At 71.6% G+C, this 17562-nt stretch carries 21 protein-coding genes; 15 read left to right on the forward strand and 6 right to left on the reverse strand.

Going from position 1 to position 17562, the window contains the following annotated elements; translation table 11 throughout:
* Positions 1 to 155 precede the first annotated feature (155 nt).
* From ACWCYO_RS26615 to era, 11 genes are all read left to right on the forward strand, one after another.
* A complete protein-coding gene (locus ACWCYO_RS26615; RefSeq protein ID WP_270147032.1) occupies positions 156 to 833 on the forward strand; it encodes an RDD family protein in 678 nt (225 codons plus the stop codon).
* 47 nt (positions 834 to 880) lie between these two features.
* Positions 881 to 1234 carry a histidine triad nucleotide-binding protein gene (locus ACWCYO_RS26620; protein ID WP_270147033.1) on the forward strand — a complete coding sequence of 118 codons (354 nt, stop codon included), beginning with the start codon at positions 881 to 883 and terminating at the stop codon, positions 1232 to 1234.
* A 6-nt stretch (positions 1235 to 1240) separates the two neighbouring features.
* Positions 1241 to 2164, forward strand: a complete 924-nt coding sequence (locus ACWCYO_RS26625; RefSeq protein ID WP_449785602.1) for a ribonuclease Z — start codon at positions 1241 to 1243, stop codon at positions 2162 to 2164.
* Positions 2165 to 2460: 296 nt separating this feature from the next.
* Entirely contained in the window at positions 2461 to 3486 is a 1026-nt protein-coding gene (locus ACWCYO_RS26630; protein ID WP_270151275.1) for a PhoH family protein, read from the forward strand.
* Positions 3487 to 3500: 14 nt separating this feature from the next.
* The gene (ybeY, locus tag ACWCYO_RS26635; protein WP_030061268.1) at positions 3501 to 3995 is read left to right on the forward strand and encodes an rRNA maturation RNase YbeY; all 495 of its coding nucleotides are present in this window, start codon (positions 3501 to 3503) and stop codon (positions 3993 to 3995) included.
* Positions 3996 to 4014: 19 nt separating this feature from the next.
* Positions 4015 to 5340 (forward strand): hemolysin family protein, encoded by a 1326-nt coding sequence (locus ACWCYO_RS26640; RefSeq protein WP_270147035.1) that lies wholly within the window; start codon positions 4015 to 4017, stop codon positions 5338 to 5340.
* A 33-nt stretch (positions 5341 to 5373) separates the two neighbouring features.
* Positions 5374 to 5610, forward strand: a complete 237-nt coding sequence (locus tag ACWCYO_RS26645; RefSeq protein ID WP_270147036.1) for a hypothetical protein — start codon at positions 5374 to 5376, stop codon at positions 5608 to 5610.
* Between the two features lie 27 nt (positions 5611 to 5637).
* On the forward strand, positions 5638 to 6189 hold the full coding sequence (locus tag ACWCYO_RS26650) for a DUF4383 domain-containing protein (RefSeq protein WP_270147037.1): 552 nt from the start codon (positions 5638 to 5640) through the stop codon (positions 6187 to 6189).
* A gap of 204 nt (positions 6190 to 6393) precedes the next feature.
* Positions 6394 to 6747 carry a cytidine deaminase gene (locus tag ACWCYO_RS26655; RefSeq protein ID WP_449785603.1) on the forward strand — a complete coding sequence of 118 codons (354 nt, stop codon included), beginning with the start codon at positions 6394 to 6396 and terminating at the stop codon, positions 6745 to 6747.
* Positions 6748 to 6809: 62 nt separating this feature from the next.
* Positions 6810 to 6992: a hypothetical protein gene (locus ACWCYO_RS26660; protein WP_270147039.1), complete on the forward strand. Its 183-nt coding sequence runs from the start codon at positions 6810 to 6812 to the stop codon at positions 6990 to 6992.
* Between the two features lie 69 nt (positions 6993 to 7061).
* On the forward strand, positions 7062 to 7991 hold the full coding sequence (gene era / locus ACWCYO_RS26665; RefSeq protein ID WP_270147040.1) for a GTPase Era: 930 nt from the start codon (positions 7062 to 7064) through the stop codon (positions 7989 to 7991).
* Between the two features lie 68 nt (positions 7992 to 8059).
* Here the strand turns inward: era and ACWCYO_RS26670 are convergent, their stop codons facing one another.
* Both ACWCYO_RS26670 and ACWCYO_RS26675 read right to left on the reverse strand, forming a co-directional pair.
* Positions 8060 to 8326, reverse strand: coding sequence for a protealysin inhibitor emfourin (locus tag ACWCYO_RS26670; protein WP_030290773.1), 267 nt, complete (start codon positions 8324 to 8326; stop codon positions 8060 to 8062).
* A 112-nt stretch (positions 8327 to 8438) separates the two neighbouring features.
* Positions 8439 to 9461, reverse strand: a complete 1023-nt coding sequence (locus ACWCYO_RS26675; RefSeq protein WP_449785604.1) for a M4 family metallopeptidase — start codon at positions 9459 to 9461, stop codon at positions 8439 to 8441.
* Positions 9462 to 9796: 335 nt separating this feature from the next.
* On the opposite strand from ACWCYO_RS26675, the gene leuA reads away from it, so the two are divergent.
* The 4 genes from leuA (at position 9797) to ACWCYO_RS26695 (ending at position 14261) form a co-directional block, all read left to right on the forward strand.
* Positions 9797 to 11593 (forward strand): 2-isopropylmalate synthase, encoded by a 1797-nt coding sequence (gene leuA, locus ACWCYO_RS26680; RefSeq protein WP_270147042.1) that lies wholly within the window; start codon positions 9797 to 9799, stop codon positions 11591 to 11593.
* Between the two features lie 239 nt (positions 11594 to 11832).
* Positions 11833 to 12504, forward strand: a complete 672-nt coding sequence (locus tag ACWCYO_RS26685; protein WP_270147043.1) for a TerB family tellurite resistance protein — start codon at positions 11833 to 11835, stop codon at positions 12502 to 12504.
* Between the two features lie 166 nt (positions 12505 to 12670).
* Positions 12671 to 13417, forward strand: coding sequence for a DNA repair protein RecO (gene recO, locus ACWCYO_RS26690; protein WP_270147044.1), 747 nt, complete (start codon positions 12671 to 12673; stop codon positions 13415 to 13417).
* A 4-nt stretch (positions 13418 to 13421) separates the two neighbouring features.
* A complete protein-coding gene (locus tag ACWCYO_RS26695) occupies positions 13422 to 14261 on the forward strand; it encodes an isoprenyl transferase (RefSeq protein WP_270147045.1) in 840 nt (279 codons plus the stop codon).
* 89 nt (positions 14262 to 14350) lie between these two features.
* Here the strand turns inward: ACWCYO_RS26695 and ACWCYO_RS26700 are convergent, their stop codons facing one another.
* From ACWCYO_RS26700 to ACWCYO_RS26715, 4 genes are read right to left on the reverse strand one after another with little or no spacing between them, the layout of a single operon-like run.
* The gene (locus ACWCYO_RS26700) at positions 14351 to 14761 is read right to left on the reverse strand and encodes a Fur family transcriptional regulator (RefSeq protein WP_030290780.1); all 411 of its coding nucleotides are present in this window, start codon (positions 14759 to 14761) and stop codon (positions 14351 to 14353) included.
* A gap of 35 nt (positions 14762 to 14796) precedes the next feature.
* Positions 14797 to 15765: a metal ABC transporter permease gene (locus ACWCYO_RS26705; RefSeq protein ID WP_449785605.1), complete on the reverse strand. Its 969-nt coding sequence runs from the start codon at positions 15763 to 15765 to the stop codon at positions 14797 to 14799.
* The gene (locus ACWCYO_RS26710) at positions 15762 to 16526 is read right to left on the reverse strand and encodes a metal ABC transporter ATP-binding protein (RefSeq protein WP_270147047.1); all 765 of its coding nucleotides are present in this window, start codon (positions 16524 to 16526) and stop codon (positions 15762 to 15764) included. Before ACWCYO_RS26710 ends, ACWCYO_RS26705 begins: the two co-directional genes overlap by 4 nt.
* Before the next feature lie 14 nt (positions 16527 to 16540).
* On the reverse strand, positions 16541 to 17554 hold the full coding sequence (locus ACWCYO_RS26715) for a metal ABC transporter substrate-binding protein (RefSeq protein ID WP_449785621.1): 1014 nt from the start codon (positions 17552 to 17554) through the stop codon (positions 16541 to 16543).
* Positions 17555 to 17562: the final 8 nt, after the last annotated feature.

Below are 17562 nucleotides of genomic sequence, written 5' to 3' on the forward strand. Positions count from 1 at the left end.
ACGGGCTCGCGTTCACGGCGGGCTGGGTGCTCGGCCTGGCGGCGGTCGTGGCCCTGGTCGGCGGGCCCGACCTCCCGCTCCGCGGCGTGGGTAGGATGCGGGGCTGTTCTTGATCGCGATCTCGATCTGATCGACAGCTCACGGGGGAGCACTCCATGGCGCAGGGATATCCGCCGCCGCAGTACCCGCAGAACGGCTACGGGCCGAACCCGTACGGGCAGGGCCCGTACGCCCAGCCGCCACAGCCGTACGGCCAGCCGCCGCAGCCGTACCCGCAGAGCCCGTACCCGCCGCAGGGCCAGCAACCGCCGTACCAGCAGCAGCCGTACCAGCCGCAGGCGCAGCCCGCGCTGCCGCCGTGCCCGCCGGAGGCGTACGCCGGGCGGCGGTTCCTGGCGATCGTGCTGGACTTCGCCCTCGCCTTCGGCCTCGGCTTCGCCGCCGCCATCGCCGACGACAACACCGCGAAGCACGCGAAGCCCGTCGTGCACGCGGTCGGCCACGCCGCCGTCCAGAGCCCGGTGGTGCCGTTCTGGGTGGCGTTCCTGGGAGTGAGCCTGCTCGTCTCCTTCCTCAACCAGGTGGTGCTCGCCCGGCTGACCGGCTTCAGCGTGGGCAAGGGGATCCTGGCCATGCGGGTGGTGCGCCGCAAGCGCGTGATGCGCCCCAACACGTGGCGGCTGACCCGTCGTTGGCTGCTCGGCTTCGTCTACCTCGCGGTGGTCCTCATATCCGAGGACTTCGACGTGTCCGAGGGGGACATCGTCGGGATGCGCTCGGTGCGCTGGAAGCACCTGCAGGAGTACCAGCAGGCGGTCGCGTGGCTCGGCTAGGCTGCGCCCGTACGGCCCCACGAAACCACTGAAGCGAGGAGAAGCCGATGGCCGGCGAGCCGCAGCCCGACTGCCTGTTCTGCAAGATCGTGGCGGGCGAGATCCCGGCGACCGTGGTGCGCAAGACCGAGCGCATCCTCGCCTTCCGTGACATCGCCCCCAAGGCCCCGGTGCACGTCCTGGTCATCCCGCACGTCCACTACCCGAACGCCGCGGCGCTGGCCGCCGCCGAGCCGGAGATCGCCGGCGAACTGCTCGCCGAGGCGGGCGCGGTGGCCAGGGACGAGGGCCTCGAGGACTACCGGCTGATCTTCAACACCGGTGCGGGCGCCGGGCAGACCGTCTTCCACGCCCACGTGCACGTGCTCGGCGGCAAGTCGATGACCGAGCGCATGGTCTGATCCCAGGTGTCCCAGCGCGAACTCGTCGTCCTCGGCACCGCCAGCCAGGTGCCCACCCGGCACCGCAACCACAACGGCTACCTGCTGCGTTGGGACGGCGAGGGCCTGCTGTTCGACCCCGGCGAGGGCACCCAGCGGCAGATGCTGCACACCGGGGTCTCGGCCACCCAGATCACCCGGATCGCGGTGACCCACTTCCACGGCGACCACTGCCTGGGCCTCGCCGGGGTGATCCAGCGGATCAACCTTGACCGGGTCCCGCACCCGGTTGACGTCTACTTCCCGGCCTCCGGCGAGGTCTACTTCGAGCGGCTGCGGCACGCCACCGCCTACCACGAGACGGCCGTGCTGCGGCCCCGGCCGATCGACGAGCCGGGCCCGCTGCCCGCGCCCGGCGCCCGCTTCGCGCTGGACGCGGTCCGCCTCGACCACCCGGTGGAGTCCTTCGGCTACCGGTTGTCCGAGCCGGACGGCCGCCGGCTGGTGCCCGAGCGGCTCGCCGCGTTCGGCGTGTACGGCCCGGCCGTCGGCCGACTCCAGCACGAGGGCGCGATCGAGGTGGACGGCCGCACGGTCACCCTGGACGAGGTCAGCGAGCCGCGGCCGGGCCAGAAGTTCGCCTTCGTGATGGACACCCGGCTGTGCGAGGGGGTGCACCAACTCGCCGAGGGCGCCGACCTGCTGGTGGTCGAGGCGACCTTCACCGACGCCGACGCCCAGCTCGCCGACGACCACGGCCACCTCACCGCCGGCCAGGCCGCCAAGGCCGCCGCCGAGGCCGGGGTGCGCACCCTGGTGCTGACCCACTTCTCCCAGCGCTACCCGGACCTGAGCCAGCACCTGGCCGACGCCCGCAAGCACTTCGACGGGGAACTGGTGCTCGCCGAGGACCTCGCCCGGGTGCCCGTCCCGGCCCGCCGCCACCCGTGACCGGTGCGGAAGGCCGACGCGGGAAGAAGCCCCACGGAAAAAGGGTTCGCGCCGCCCCGCGATCTGCCGCAGCATCGTCGGGTGCGGCCCCGCCGCCCGCCGCAGCGATCACGCTCGCGGCGTACCCTGGTGCCCCGGAGACCGAGCGGCACACGACACCACGGATGGGATGAGGCAGGCCCCAGCGCCGACCTATGAGTGACACATCGCAGACCCGTACCGACGGGCAGTCGCGCCCGGAACCGGCCGACGACGGCCGGGTGAGCGCCCGGATCGTCATCCCCGAGAAGCACCCGATGGTCACCCTGCTCGGCACGGCGGACTCGCTGCTGCGCGTGATCGAGAAGGGCTTCCCCGCCGCCGACATCCACGTCCGCGGCAACGAGGTGACCGCCACCGGGACGCGTGCCGAGGTCGCGCTCGTGCAGAAGCTCTTCAACGAGATGATGCTGGTGCTGCGCACCGGCCAGCCCCTGACGGAGGACTCCGTGGAGCGCTCCATCGCCATGCTTCGCGAGGAGGACCCGGACAGCCCGGCGCCGTCCCAGGTGTTCACCGCGAACATCCTGTCCAACCGGGGTCGCACGATCCGCCCCAAGACGCTCAACCAGCAGCGCTACGTCGAGGCGATCGACAAGCACACGATCGTCTTCGGCCTCGGCCCGGCCGGCACCGGCAAGACCTACCTGGCGATGGCCAAGGCCGTCCAGGCCCTGCAGGCCAAGGAGGTCAACCGGATCATCCTGACCCGCCCGGCGGTCGAGGCGGGCGAGCGGCTGGGCTTCCTGCCCGGCACCCTCTACGAGAAGATCGACCCGTACCTGCGCCCGCTGTACGACGCGCTGCACGACATGATGGACCCGGACTCCATCCCGCGCCTGATGGCGGCCGGCACCATCGAGGTCGCCCCGCTCGCGTACATGCGCGGCCGTACGCTCAATGACGCCTTCATCATCCTCGACGAGGCCCAGAACACCTCGCCCGAGCAGATGAAGATGTTCCTCACCCGCCTCGGGTTCAACTCCCGGGTGGTGGTCACCGGCGACACCAGCCAGATCGACCTCCCGGGCGGCACCCGCAGCGGGCTCAAGGTCGTCCAGGAGATCCTGGCCGACGTCCCGGACATCCACTTCTCCGTCCTCACCAGCAACGACGTGGTCCGCCACAAGCTGGTCGGCCGGATCGTGGACGCCTACGAGCGCTGGGACGCGCGGCAGGAGGCCGAGGAGAACGCCCCGGCCGCCCGCAAGCCCGCCCAGCGGCGCCTCGGCAAGACCGCCGCGGCGCGCGCACCCCGACAGTCCCATCGCACCGAAAGCTGAGCACACAGCCCGTCATGTCGATCGACATCGCCAACGAGTCCGGCTGGGACGCCGATGAGGAAGCCATCCTCGACGTCGCCCGCTTCGCCCTGGACAAGATGCGGATCCACCCGCAGTCCGAACTGTCCGTGATCCTGGTGGACGGTGCGGCGATGGAGGAGCTGCACATCCAGTGGATGGACCTGCCCGGCCCGACCGACGTGATGTCGTTCCCGATGGACGAGCTGCGTCCCGGCAAGGAGGGCGAGGAGCTGCCGCAGGGCCTGCTCGGCGACATCGTGCTCTGCCCCGAGGTCGCCGAGCAGCAGGGCAAGGCGGCCCCCTCCAAGCACTCGATGGACGAGGAGCTGCAGCTGCTCACCGTCCACGGCGTACTGCACGTCCTCGGCTACGACCACGAGGAGCCGGAGGAGGAAGAGGAGATGTTCGCCCTCCAGAAGCGCATCCTGGACGACTGGCGGGCCGGCCGCGGCCTCGGCGGCATCTCGCCGGCCCCCACCACCCACTGAGCGCGGGGCCCGAACTCCTGTGAGCGGTGAGAGTACGAGCTTCATCCTCGGTGCCGTGGCGCTGGTCGTGCTCGGCTGGCTGGCCGCGTGCGCCGAGGCGGGCATCTCGCGGGTCTCCCGGTTCCGGGCGGAGGAGGCGGTACGGAACGGGCGGCGCGGCTCCGCGCGGCTGCTGGCCGTCGCCTCCGACCCGTTCCGCTACCTCAACCTGGCGACCCTGATCCGGGTGGCCAGCGAGATGGCGGCGGCGGTGCTGGTCACCGCGGTGTGCGTGCGCAACATCCACCCGACCTGGCAGGCCGTGCTGCTGGCCTTCGGCGTGATGGTGCTGGTGTCCTTCGTCGCGGTGGGCGTCTCGCCGCGCACGATCGGGCGCCAGCACCCGATCTCCACCGCGACCGCCGCCTCCTTCGTGCTGCTGCCGCTGGCCGCGGTGCTCGGCCCGATCCCGCGGCTGCTGATCCTGCTCGGCAACGCGCTGACCCCGGGCAAGGGCTACCGGGAGGGGCCGTTCGCCTCCGAGGCGGAGCTGCGGGCGCTGGTCGACCTCGCGGAGAAGGACGACCTGATCGAGGACGAGGAGCGCCGGATGGTGCACTCGGTCTTCGAGCTGGGCGACACCATCGTGCGCGAGGTGATGGTGCCGCGCACCGACCTGGTGATGATCGAGCGGCACAAGACCGTCCGGCAGGCGCTCACCCTGGCGCTGCGCTCGGGCTTCTCGCGGATCCCGGTGGTCGGCGACAACGAGGACGACGTGGTCGGCATCGTCTACCTCAAGGACCTGGTGCGCCGCACCCACATCAACCGCGAGGCGGAGGCCGAGGAGGTCGGCGCGGTGATGCGCCCGGCCGTGTTCGTCCCGGACTCCAAGCCGGCCGGCGACCTGCTGCGCGAGATGCAGCAGCGCCGCTCGCACGTCGCGATCGTGATCGACGAGTACGGCGGCACGGCGGGGCTGGTCACCATCGAGGACATCCTGGAGGAGATCGTCGGCGAGATCACCGACGAGTACGACCGGGAGATCGCGCCGATCGAGGACCTCGGCGACGGCTCGTACCGGATCACCGCCCGGCTGCTGGTGGAGGACCTGGGCGAGCTGTTCGGCATCGAGCTGGAGGACGAGGACGTCGAGACCGTCGGCGGCCTGCTGGCCAAGCACCTCGGCCGGGTGCCGATCCCCGGCTCCTCCTGCCGGATCCCGCTGCCCGAGCCGGTCGCGGACGGCCTGACCGGGATCCTGCTGACCGCCGAGTCCTCGGCCGGGCGCCGCAACCGGATCGGCTCGATGGTCGCCTCGCCGGTGCGCGGGGCGGAGGCGTCCGGGCAGGCCCCGGGCGAGTAGCGGGTGCGCGGTCGCCGAGCGACGATGGAGGGCATGACGCACAAACTGCGCGCGGAGTACGGCCCGCAGGGGGCGGCCGGCGGGGTCAAGTCCTGGCACGTGGTGCGGGACGAGGACCTGTCGACGGCGCTCTGCGGCCGGACCATGCCCGACGACGCCGAGACGCGGCCCGAGCAGGAGTGGGGCACCGGGCTGCGTTGCTGCCAGCAGTGCGGCTCGCTGTACATGCACGAGACGCCGCATCTGCAGGGGAGCCATCCGTACAGCTAGGGAGCCCGGAGCTCGCTGGAGGTCGCCATGAAGCTGCAAGACGAACTGCCGACCGTCGATCGCCGGCTCGCCCTGGTGTGGCGGGTCGGGGCGGGGTTCGGGGGGATCTTCCTGATCGTGTTCGGGTCCCTGGGGCTGGCGAACCACCCGGGGTTCCTGGGCACCCACGGTGAGCGGATCGCCGGGCTGTCGACCGACGGGGCGCTGAGCGTCCTGTCCATCGTGGTGGGTGCGATCCTGCTGCTCGGCGCCGTGATCGGCGGGAACTTCGCGTCCAACCTCAACATGGTGGTCGGTGTGCTGTTCGTCCTGTCCGGCTTCTACGGACTGACGGTGCTCGGGCGGCCGGAGGCGAACATCCTCAACTTCCGGATGTCGAACGTGCTGTTCGCGTTCGTCTTCGGGATCGTCCTGACCACCTTCGGGATGTACGGCCGGGTGAGCAGCCACCTGCCGCACGACAACCCGTTCTGGCGCAAGCGGATCTCGCAGGAGGAGCCGCTGCCGTCCGGGGCCGCGAAGACCTTCGTCAAGGTGCTCAATCCGAACCCGGGGCGCACCCACCCGGTCGGCCACTGATACTCGCCCGCTCGCCTCCGGGGCGCTCCGGCCCGGTGCCGACGGTCGGCGCTCCGGCGCTCGTTCCTCGCTGGTCGCTTCTCCCTTTCGACACCGGCGCGCCCCTTCGGCTCGGGGCGGGTGCTCGCCCGCTCGCCGGCCAAAGGGGCTCGGGGCGGGTGCTCGCCCGCTCGGCGGGTGAGCGGGCCGCCTATGCTCGGCGGCATGAGTGACATCGTCGAACTCGACCCCGAAGACAAGAAGATCATCACCCTGGCCCGCTCGGCCCGCGCCCGCAACGGCGTGCCCGAGGGGGCCGCGGTGCGTGACGAGACCGGCCGCACCTACGTCGCCGGGACGGTCTCGCTGGCGTCACTGGAGCTGAGCGCGCTGCAGACGGCGGTGGCGATGGCGGTGGCCAGCGGTGCGAAGTCGCTGGAGGCGGCTGCCCTGGTGAGCGAGGCCGAGCAGCCGGCCGAGGCCGACCTGGCGGCCGTGCGGGACCTGGGCGGGGCCGGGACGCCGGTGCTGCTGGCCGGTCCGGACGGGACGCTGCGGGTGTCGGCCGAGGCCCGCTGAGGGGCCGCCGCGGGGCCGTCCTACGGCCCTTGCGGCGTTGAGCCGATAACCTCACCGGGGGAGTGGACTCGGTGAGGGGCTGGGGCATGGGGGCGTGGGCGTTCGTCGCCGGGCTGGTGCTGTTCGTGATGGGGATGGGCAAGTGGCAGGAGACCGGCACGGTCTACTGGCTCTGGGGCTCGCTCGTCTTCCTGCTGCTGCTGGTGGTCTTCTCACTGGTCGGACGGGGCGGCGACAAGGGCTGAGCCGGCCGTGACCACCGGCCCGGGACGGCGCGGACGGCGCGGCTCCGGTGATCAGGGAGAATGGAGCCCATGAATGCCCCTTCCTCCTCGTACCGCTCCGGGTTCGCGTGCTTCGTCGGCCGTCCCAACGCGGGCAAGTCGACCCTGACCAACGCCCTGGTGGGGACGAAGGTCGCGATCACCTCCGACCGCCCGCAGACCACCCGGCACACCGTGCGCGGCATCGTGCACCGCCCGGACGCCCAGCTCGTGCTGGTCGACACCCCCGGTCTGCACAAGCCCCGCACCCTGCTCGGCGAACGCCTCAACGACCTGGTCCGCACCACCTGGGCCGAGGTCGACGTGATCGGCTTCTGCCTGCCCGCCGACCAGAAGATCGGCCCCGGCGACAAGTTCATCGCCAAGGAGATCGCCGGGATCAAGAAGACCCCCAAGGTCGCCATCGTCACCAAGACCGACCTGGTCGACTCCAAGCGGCTGGCCGAGCAGCTGATCGCCATCCAGCAGCTCGGCGTCGAGCTGGGCTTCGAGTGGGCCGAGATCATCCCGGTCTCCGCCGTCGGCGACAAGCAGGTGGAACTGGTCGCCGACCTGCTCACCAAGCTGCTGCCCGAGGGCGACCAGCTCTACCCGGACGGCGACCTCACCGACGAGCCCGAGCAGATCATGGTCGCCGAGCTGATCCGCGAGGCCGCCCTGGAGGGCGTGCGGGACGAACTGCCGCACTCGCTGGCCGTCGTGGTCGAGGAGATGCTGCCGCGCGAGGGCCGCCCGGCGGACCGCCCGCTGCTGGACATCCACGCCAACGTCTACATCGAGCGGCAGAGCCAGAAGGCGATCGTGATCGGCGCCAAGGGCTCGCGGCTCAAGCACGTCGGCACCACCGCCCGCAAGCACATCGAGGCGCTGCTCGGCACGCCGGTCTACCTGGACCTGCACGTCAAGGTGGCCAAGGACTGGCAGCGCGACCCCAAGCAGCTGCGCAAGCTCGGCTTCTGACGAGCTTCTGACGAGCTTCTGACGGGCTTCCGGCGAGCTTCCGACGACCCGCGGACGCTGCGCGGGGGTTACGCGCCCTCGCGCAGCACCAGGGACACCAGCTCCCGCTGGGAGTCGGTGAGCTTGGGGTCGGCGCAGTGCACCGTCCGTCCGTCGACGGTGATCTCGTAGTGGAAGCCGTCCGGTACGCCGTACGAGGGGGCGCGCAGCCCTCCCGCGACGGCTTCGCGGGCGAGCGCGTGGACGTGCGGGGCGTCCGTGCGGTCGACGGTGTCGAGTTCGGCGTGGCGGACGATTCCGGCGAGGCCGCCGGTCCGGGTCACCTGGATGCGCATGGTGTCCATGGTGCTACGCAGGGAAGGCTTTTGCGACGCTTTTCCCGGACCGTGACCTCAAGTGCACCTCAACCCGGTCTCGACCACCGGGGCAGGCCCCGTTCGTCCGCCCTCACCCCGGGCTCACGCCGACCTGGGCCCAGGCGGCCGTCACGGTGTCCGCGACCGAGGGCTGGCCGGGGTAACGGGCCTTGGCCGCGGCCACGGTGGCCCGGGCGAAGGCGGTGAAGTCGGCGTCGGCGGGCAACTGGCCGCCGGTCAGGGTGTCGTACCAGATCCGCCCGGCGCGGTCCCAGGACTGGCCGCCGAGGGCGGTGGCCAGCAGGTAGAACGCGTGGTTGGGGATGCCGGAGTTGATGTGCACCCCGCCGTTGTCCTCGGTGGTGTTCACGTAGTCCCGCATGTGCGCGGGCTGCGGGTCCTTGCCGAGCTGGGGGTCGTCGTAGGCGGTGCCGGGGGCCTTCATCGAGCGCAGCGCCACGCCCTGGATCCCGGGGGCGAGCAGCCCGGCGCCGATCAGCCAGTCGGCGTCGGCGGCGCTCTGGTGCAGCGCGTACTGCTTGACCAGCGAGCCGAAGACGTCGGAGACCGACTCGTTGAGCGCGCCGGGCTGGTCCTGGTACTCCAGGCCGGCGGTGAACTGGGTGACGCCGTGGGTGAGTTCGTGGCCGATGACGTCGACGCAGGCGGTGAAGTCACCGAAGATCTCGCCGTCGCCGTCGCCGAAGACCATCCGCTGGCCGTTCCAGAAGGCGTTGTCGTAGTTCCGGCCGTAGTGGACGCTGGCGTCCAGCCGCAGACCCCGGCCGTCGATCGAGTCGCGGCCGAAGACCTCGGAGTACAGCGCGAAGGTGTCGCCGAGGCCGTCGTAGGCGTGGTTGACGGAGGTGTCGGTGACCGGGGCCTGGCCCTCGGTGCGGACGGTGCGTCCGGGCAGCCGCTGGCCGTGCCCGGTGTCGGCGATCACCCGGTTCAGGCCGGGCGCGCCGGCGGTCGGCGGGGGAGCGGTGAGACGGGCCGCGCGGTGCGCGGTGTCGAGGGCGAGGGAGTGGATGGCGGGCTCGTGACCGGCCTCGGCGAGGCGGCCCAGGACGTATGGCGGGACGATCGCGCAGTGCGGGACTCCTGCAGTCATGTGGCCCAGAGTGAGGCATCGGTGACCGTTTGTCATCACCTTTGGCGTGACCGTCGCCGTCTCAAGGGGTGGAACGGAAGCCCGGATCACTTCGGGGGCGCGCGGCGCTGGGTTACGCTGGGCCCATCATGCGCAACGGGCTGCTTCTTCTTAGCTGCCGCGTCGAGGGCCTGTAGTCCACTGGGGCCGGCTCCCTCGCCGCGGGGAACGAGCTGTGCGCGGAATCGGCGATCCAACGGCGTATCGCGAGCGGCAGCAGAGGCCGGCCAGTCGGTGTTGATCCCTCCCGACCCGCCCGGTACCCAAGCATCCACAGGAAGCCGAGAGTCACCTCCATGACCGAGCAGACCTCCGCCGCGTCCGTTCCCGCCGCTCGCGCCTTCGTCGACCGGCCGACCCCGATCACCGCCGCCTCCGTCCGCCAGCGGCCCTCGGGCATGCGGCACGGGCGCTACCTGCCGTTCGGCACCGTCGACCTGCCGGACCGCACCTGGCCGGACAAGGTGATCACCAAGGCGCCGCGCTGGCTCTCCACCGACCTGCGGGACGGCAACCAGGCGCTGATCGACCCGATGTCCCCGGCCCGCAAGCGGAAGATGTTCGACCTGCTGGTCGCCATGGGCTACAAGGAGATCGAGGTCGGCTTCCCGTCCTCCGGCGCCACCGACCACGCCTTCGTGCGGTCGCTGATCGAGGAGGGGGCGATCCCGGAGGACGTCACCATCTCGGTGCTGACCCAGGCCCGCGAGGAGCTGATCGAGAAGACCGTGGAGGCGCTGGTCGGCGCCCCGCGGGCGACCGTCCACCTGTACAACGCGACCGCCCCGCTGTTCCGCCGGGTGGTGTTCCGCAACGACAAGGCGGCCACCAAGGCGATCGCCGTGGACGGCACCCGGCTGGTGATGGAGTACGCGGAGAAGCTGCTGGGCGACGACACCGTCTTCGGCTACCAGTACTCGCCGGAGATCTTCGTGGACACCGAGCTGGACTTCGCGCTGGAGGTCTGCGAGGCGGTGATGGACGTCTGGCAGCCGGGCGAGGGCCGCGAGATCATCCTGAACCTGCCGGCCACCATCGAGCGGGCCACCCCGAACGTCCAGGCCGACCAGTTCGAGTGGATGTCGCGGAACCTGTCCCGCCGCGAGTTCGTCTGCCTGTCGGTGCACCCGCACAACGACCGCGGCACCGCCGTCGCCTCCGCCGAACTGGCCTACATGGCGGGCGCGGACCGCATCGAGGGGTGTCTGTTCGGGCAGGGCGAGCGGACCGGCAACGTCGACCTGGTGACGCTGGGGATGAACCTGTTCTCGCAGGGCATCGACCCGCAGATCGACTTCTCCGACATCGACGAGGTGCGCCGCACCGCCGAGTACTGCAACCAGATGGAGGTGCACCCGCGCCACCCGTACGCCGGCGACCTGGTGTACACCTCCTTCTCCGGCTCGCACCAGGACGCCATCAAGAAGGGCTTCGAGGTCCTGGAGGCGGACGCGAAGGCGGCCGGGGTGCCGGTGGACGAGCACACCTGGGGCGTGCCGTACCTGCCGATCGACCCGAAGGACGTCGGCCGCACCTACGAGGCGGTCATCCGGGTCAACAGCCAGTCCGGCAAGGGCGGGGTGGCGTACGTCCTGAAGAACGACCACAAGCTGGACCTGCCGCGCCGGATGCAGATCGAGTTCTCCCGGATCATCCAGGCCAAGACCGACGCCGAGGGCGGCGAGGTCACCCCGGCGGAGATCTGGCGGGTCTTCGAGGACGAGTACCTGCCCACCCCGGCCAACCCGTGGGGCCGGCTGTCGCTGGCCGGCTCGCGCAGCCTGACCACCGAGGACGGCCGGGACGCGCTGACCGCCGAGGCCGTGGTGGACGGTGCGCCGGTGACCCTGTCCGGCACCGGCAACGGCCCGGTCTCGGCCTTCGCGGACGCGCTGGCCCGGATCGGCGTGGACGTACGGGTGCTGGACTACGCCGAGCACGCGCTGAGCGAGGGCGGCGACGCCCAGGCCGCCGCGTACGTGGAGTGCGCGGTGGACGGCAAGGTGCTGTGGGGCGTGGGCATCGACGGCAACACCGTGCTGGCCTCGCTGAAGGCGATGATCAGCGCCGTCAACCGCTCGCAGCGCGGCTAATTCGTACGGGTGGTACGCGAAGGGCCGTCCTGCCGGGCGGCCCTTCGCCGTGCCCGTCGCGCGTTGTGGTCTGCGCCACATTTTTTCGGATCGGAAGCCGTTCGAGGTACTGACACGTGCCGGTAACCATGGCAACATCGATCCACCGGAAAGCCGGGTCGGTGGGACGGCCTCGGTGTCCGGTCGCGTGACCTGCCCATAGTTGTGCAGGCCGCCTGCCATGTCTGGGGAGTGGCGCCGTGACCAGGTTGTGTGGTGTTCGCCCGAGGTGGCGGACCGACGTTCTCGGTGACTTCTTCTGCCCGGGCTGCGGCGGCGACCGCAACTACCGTCGGCAGCACGGCCGGCGGTGGCTGCGGCTGCTGGGGACGCCCGTCCTCCCGCTCGGACCGGTGATCGGCAGCGTGCAGTGCACCAGCTGCCACGGGCGCTACGGCGTCGAAGCCCTGGAGCAGCCCACCAGTGTGCGCCTCGGCGCGATGCTGCGGGACGCCCAGTACACCATCGCGCTGGCCCTGCTCGCGGCCGGCGGCACCGCCCACCGGGCGGCCCGCGAGGCGGCCTGCGCGGCGGTGCGCGAGGCCGGGTTCGAGGACTGCGGCGAGGCCCAGGTGCTGGCCGCGCTCGCCGCGCTGTCCGGGCTCGGCGGCGAGCTCCACGACGCCCACGGGATGGCCGGGGGCCTGGCCGTGGAGCTGCACGCGGCGCTCGAACCGCTGGCCCCGCACCTGGCCCAGCAGGGCAGGGAGCGGCTGTTGCTGCAGGGCGCCGCGATCGCCCTGGCCGACGGGCGCTACCTGCCGCAGGAGCGCGAGGTGCTGGCCGCGGTCGGGAGTTGTCTGGACCTGCCGAAGGGCCAGGTGCCGGCGCTGCTGGAGGCGGCGACCCGGGCGCCGTACGAGAACCTGTAAGAGGCTGAGCCTGGCGGCCCCCGAGACCTTCCGCATCCCCCACAAACGGGCCCGAAACCCCCTCCGGGCCCGCCGTGACCCGCACCGCAGTGGTCCTCCCCCACGGCCCCGGTGCGGGCACCACGGCTGTCCGTGGGCGGGCGGGCCCTGGGGGACAATGGTTCCCATGAGTCTTTTCCGGGACGACGGCGTCGTGTTGCGGGCGCAGAAGCTCGGCGAGGCCGATCGGATCATCACCCTGCTGACCCGCCAGCACGGCAAGGTGCGGGCGGTGGCGCGCGGGGTGCGGAAGACCAAGTCCAAGTTCGGTGCCCGCCTGGAGCCGTTCTCGCACGTCGACGTGCAGTTCTTCAGCCGGGGCAGCGAGCTGGTCGGGCGCGGGCTGCCGCTGTGCACCCAGGTGGAGACCATCGCCCCGTACGGCGGTTCGATCGTCACCGACTACGGCCGCTACACCGCCGGCACGGCGATGCTGGAGACGGCCGAGCGCTTCGCCGAGAACGAGGGCGAGCCGGCCGTGCAGCAGTACCTGCTGCTGGTGGGCGCGCTGCGCACGCTGGCGGCCGGGCTGCACGAGTCGCACCTGGTGCTGGACGCGTTCCTGCTGCGCTCGCTCGCGGTGAACGGGTACGGCGCGAGCTTCACCGACTGCGCCAAGTGCGGCCTGGACGGGCCGAACCGTTTCTTCTCGCTCCCCGCAGGGGGGGTGCTGTGCGCGGACTGCCGAGTGCCCGGATGTGCCGTACCCTCCCCTGAGACACTGGTACTGCTCGGGGCGCTGCTGTCAGGGGACTGGCAGACGGCCGACGCCTGCGAGCCGCGGTACTGGCGGGAGGGCAGCGGCTTGGTCGCGGCCTATCTGCAGTGGCACCTGGAGCGGGGCATCCGCTCGATGAGATACGTGGAGAAGTGAGCACATGGCAGCGCGACGGCTCTTCGGCGGCGGCAAGCAGCGGAACTACGTTCCCCCGACCCCACACCCCAGCGGCGCACAGCCGCCGAAGATCCCCGGTGAGCTGGTCCCCGAGCACGTCGCCATCGTGATGGACGGCAACGGCCGCTGGGCCAAGGAGCGCGGGCTGCCGCGCACCGAGGGCCACAAGGTGGGCGAGTCCGTCGTGCTGGACGTCCTCAAGGGCGCGATCGAGCTCGGCGTCAAGAACATCTCGCTGTACGCGTTCTCCACCGAGAACTGGAAGCGTTCGCCCGACGAGGTGAAGTTCCTGATGAACTTCAACCGGGACGTCATCGCCCGCCGCCGGGACGAGATGGACGCGATGGGCGTGCGGATCCGCTGGGCCGGCCGGATGCCCAAGCTGTGGAAGAGCGTCGTCCAGGAGCTGCAGGTCGCCGAGGAGCAGACCAAGGGCAACGACGCGGTGACGCTCTACATGTGCGTCAACTACGGCGGCCGGGCCGAACTCGCCGACGCCGCACAGGCGATCGCGCGGGACGTCGCGGCCGGGAAGCTGGACCCGAAGAAGGTCAACGAGAAGACCCTCGCCCGCTACATGTACCACCCGGACATGCCGGACGTGGACCTGTTCCTGCGCCCCAGCGGCGAGCAGCGCACCTCCAACTTCCTGCTCTGGCAGTCCGCGTACGCCGAGTTCGTGTTCCAGGACGTGCTCTGGCCGGACTTCGACCGCCGCGACCTGTGGCGCGCCTGCGAGCAGTTCGCGATGCGCGACCGGCGCTTCGGCGGGGCGATCCCGAACGAGCTCCCCGCGCCGGGCGTGCTGCCCTCCCAGCGCTGAGGCCTTTCGCCGACGGCACGACAGGGGCCCGCGGGAACGATTCCCGCGGGCCCCTCGGTGCGTCCGTACCGGCTGCCCCGGTGCGGGCTTCAGTCCTTCTTCGCGCAGTCCGCGCAGGTGCCGAAGATCTCCAGGGTGTGGGCGATGTCGCTGAACCCGTGCTCGGCGGCGACCGCGTTGGCCCAGCGCTCGACCGCCGGTCCTTCGACCTCGACGGTGGCGCCGCAGTGCCGGCAGACCAGGTGGTGGTGGTGCCCGCTGCTGCACCGGCGGTAGACGGCCTCGCCGTCGGCGGTGCGCAGCACGTCCACCTCACCGGCGTCGGCGAGCGACTGCAGGGTGCGGTAGACCGTGGTCAGACCGACGGAGTCCCCGCGGTGCTTGAGCAGGTCGTGGAGCTCCTGCGCGCTGCGGAAGTCCGCGATCTCGTCCAGGGCCGCCGAGACGGCGGCACGCTGCCGGGTCGATCGGGCGCGCGGCGACGGGCCTGCGGTGGTCACCGTGGGTCCTCCTGGGGTCGTGGGCGTCACGCACCTCATTGTGCCAGTCCGGCCCGCCGCTCCGGAGTGGTCGCGTCGGAGGAAGTCTTTCCCGGGATTTGGCCGGGGGTTTGACCGGCGATCGGGCCGGGCTGGTCGGGGAGCCGGACGTCGCAGACCTGCGGCCCCTGTTCGGTGTCGCCGCGGCGGTGGCGGCGGCGGGCGAGCGGGGCGGCGATCACGCTGAACACCGCGAAGACCACGATGGCGAGCAGCACGATGGCCGGGCCGGAGGGCACGTTGAGCTGGTAGGAGCCGGTGACGCCGGCCAGCGAGACCACCACGCCGAGCGCGATCGAGGCGGCCTGGGTGGCGGCGAAGGAGCGGGTGAGCTGCTGGGCGGCGACCACCGGGACCACCATCAGGGCGCTGACCAGCAGCAGCCCCACCACCCGCATGGCGACCGTGACGGTGACCGCGGCCATCACCGCGAGCATCAGGTTGAGGGTGCGCACCGGCACGCCGGTGACCCGGGCGAAGTCCTCGTCCTGGCAGATCGCGAAGAGCTGGCGGCGCAGGCCGACCGTCACCGCGATGACCACCGTGCCGAGCACCGCGACGGTGACCAGGTCCTCGGGCGCGACGGTGAGGATCGAGCCCCACAGGTAGCTCTCCAGGGAGCCGGCTCCGGCCTGGGCGGACATCGACACCAGCAGCTTGCCGCAGGCCATGCCGCCGTAGAAGAGCATCGCCAGGGCGATGTCGCCGCGCTGGTTGCCGCGCGAGCGGACCAGCTCCATGGTGACCGCGCCGAGCACGCAGACCAGCACGGCCATCCAGACCGGGCTGGTCTGGAAGATGAAGCCGAGGCCGACGCCGGTCATCGCGACGTGGCCCATGCCGTCGCCCATCAGGGCCTGGCGGCGCTGCACCAGGTAGATGCCGACGGCGGGGGCGGTGATCCCGACCAGCACGGCGGCGAGCAGGGCCCGCTGCATGAAGTCGTAGGAGAGCATCTCGGTCATGCGAGCAGCCTCGGCGGGGTGAGGTCGGCGTGCGGGTGGACGTGGTCGTGGCCGGGCAGCGCGTGCAGGCCGGTGTTGGGCACGGGCGGGCCGTCGTGCGCGACGCAGCCGTCCCGCAGCACCACGGCGCGGTCGATCAGCGGCTCCAGCGGGCCGAGTTCGTGCAGGACGAGGAGGACGGAGGCGCCGCGCTCGACCTCGGTGCGCAGGGTGTCGGCGAGCACCTGCTGGCTGGCGGCGTCCACGCCGGCCATCGGCTCGTCCATGATCAGCAGGTCGGGGGTGCCGACCAGGGCGCGGGCGATCAGCACCCGCTGCTGCTGGCCGCCGGACAGGTCGGCGACGCCGTCCCCGGCCCGGTCCAGCATGCCGACGGCGGCCAGCGCGCGGTCCACCGCGGTGCGGTCCTTGCGGCGGAAGGGCAGCAGCCGGTGCTGTGCCAGCCGTCCGGTGGAGACCACCTCGCGCACGGTGGCCGGGACGCCGGAGGCGGCGGTGGTGCGCTGCGGGACGTACCCGATCCGGTGCCAGGCGCGGAAGGAGCCGTACGGGGTGCCGAACAGCTCCAGGGTGCCGTGCTCCAACGGCACGGCGCCGATCACGGCCTTGACGGTGGTCGACTTGCCGGAGCCGTTGGCGCCGAGCAGGGCGACGACCTCGCCCGGTCGGACGGTGAGGTCGACGCCGCGCAGCACCGGCCGGCCGCCGCGCGAGGCGACGGCGTCACGGAGGCGGACGGCCGGGGGTATCGGGTGGGTCATGGTGTTGCGTCCCGTCAGCTCGCGGGGGTGGGGGTGGTGCCAGAGGTGCTGCCGGGGGCGCTGCTCGGTGCGCCGCTCGGGGCGCCGAGGGCGGCTTGGAGGTTGGCCAGGTTCTGTCGCATGACGCTCAGGTAGTCGTCCTTGGACGGGTCCTTGACGCCTTCCAGCGGGTCCAGGACGGCGGTCTTCAGACCGAGGTCCTTGGCGACGGTGTCGGCGAGCTTGGGGCTGACCAGGGTCTCGAAGAAGATCGTGGTGACGCCGTTGTCCTTGGCGGCCTTCTGCACCTCGGCCAGGCGGGCCGGGGTGGGCTCGGACTCCGGGTCGACGCCGTTGATGGCGACCTGGGTGAGGCCGTAGTGGTCGGCGAGGTAGCCGAAGGCGGCGTGGCTGGTGACGAAGGTCTTGGTCCTGGTGTCCTTCAGCCCGGCCTGGAACTCCTGGTCCAGGGCGGTGAGCTTGGTGACCAGCTCGTCGGTGTTCTTCTTGTAGTCCTCGGCGTGGGACGGGTCGGCCTTGGCGAAGCCGTCGCCGACGCTCTTGGCGATCGCGGCGTAGCGGGCCGGGTCGAGCCAGACGTGCGGGTCGCCGGCCGGGCCCTTGTCCTTGTGGGCGTCCCCGCCCTCGGCGCCCTCGTCGAGGTGGTGGTCGACCAGCGGGCTGGCGGCGGTGGCGTCGATCTTCGTCTTGGCGGACGACTGGTCGACGGCCTGGTCGACGGTGGGCTGCAGGCCCTTGAGGTAGACGATCGCGTCGGCCTTCTGGACGCCGGCGACCTGCTTGGCGGTGAGCTCCAGGTCGTGCGGCTCGACGCCGGGCGCGGTGAGGTCGGTGATCGAGACGTGGTCCTTGCCGATCTGCTGGGCCAGGAACTCCATCGGGTAGAAGGAGGCGACGACGTTCAGCTTGCCGTCCGTGCCCTTGGCGCTGCTGCTGCCGCCGCAGGCGGTGAGGGCCAGCGAGGCGACGAGGGCGGTGGTGGTGAGGGCGACGGTCGTGCGGGTCCGGCGTCCAGGCAGTCCGATCATCATGACAA

The organism is Kitasatospora sp. NPDC001683, from assembly GCF_053596495.1.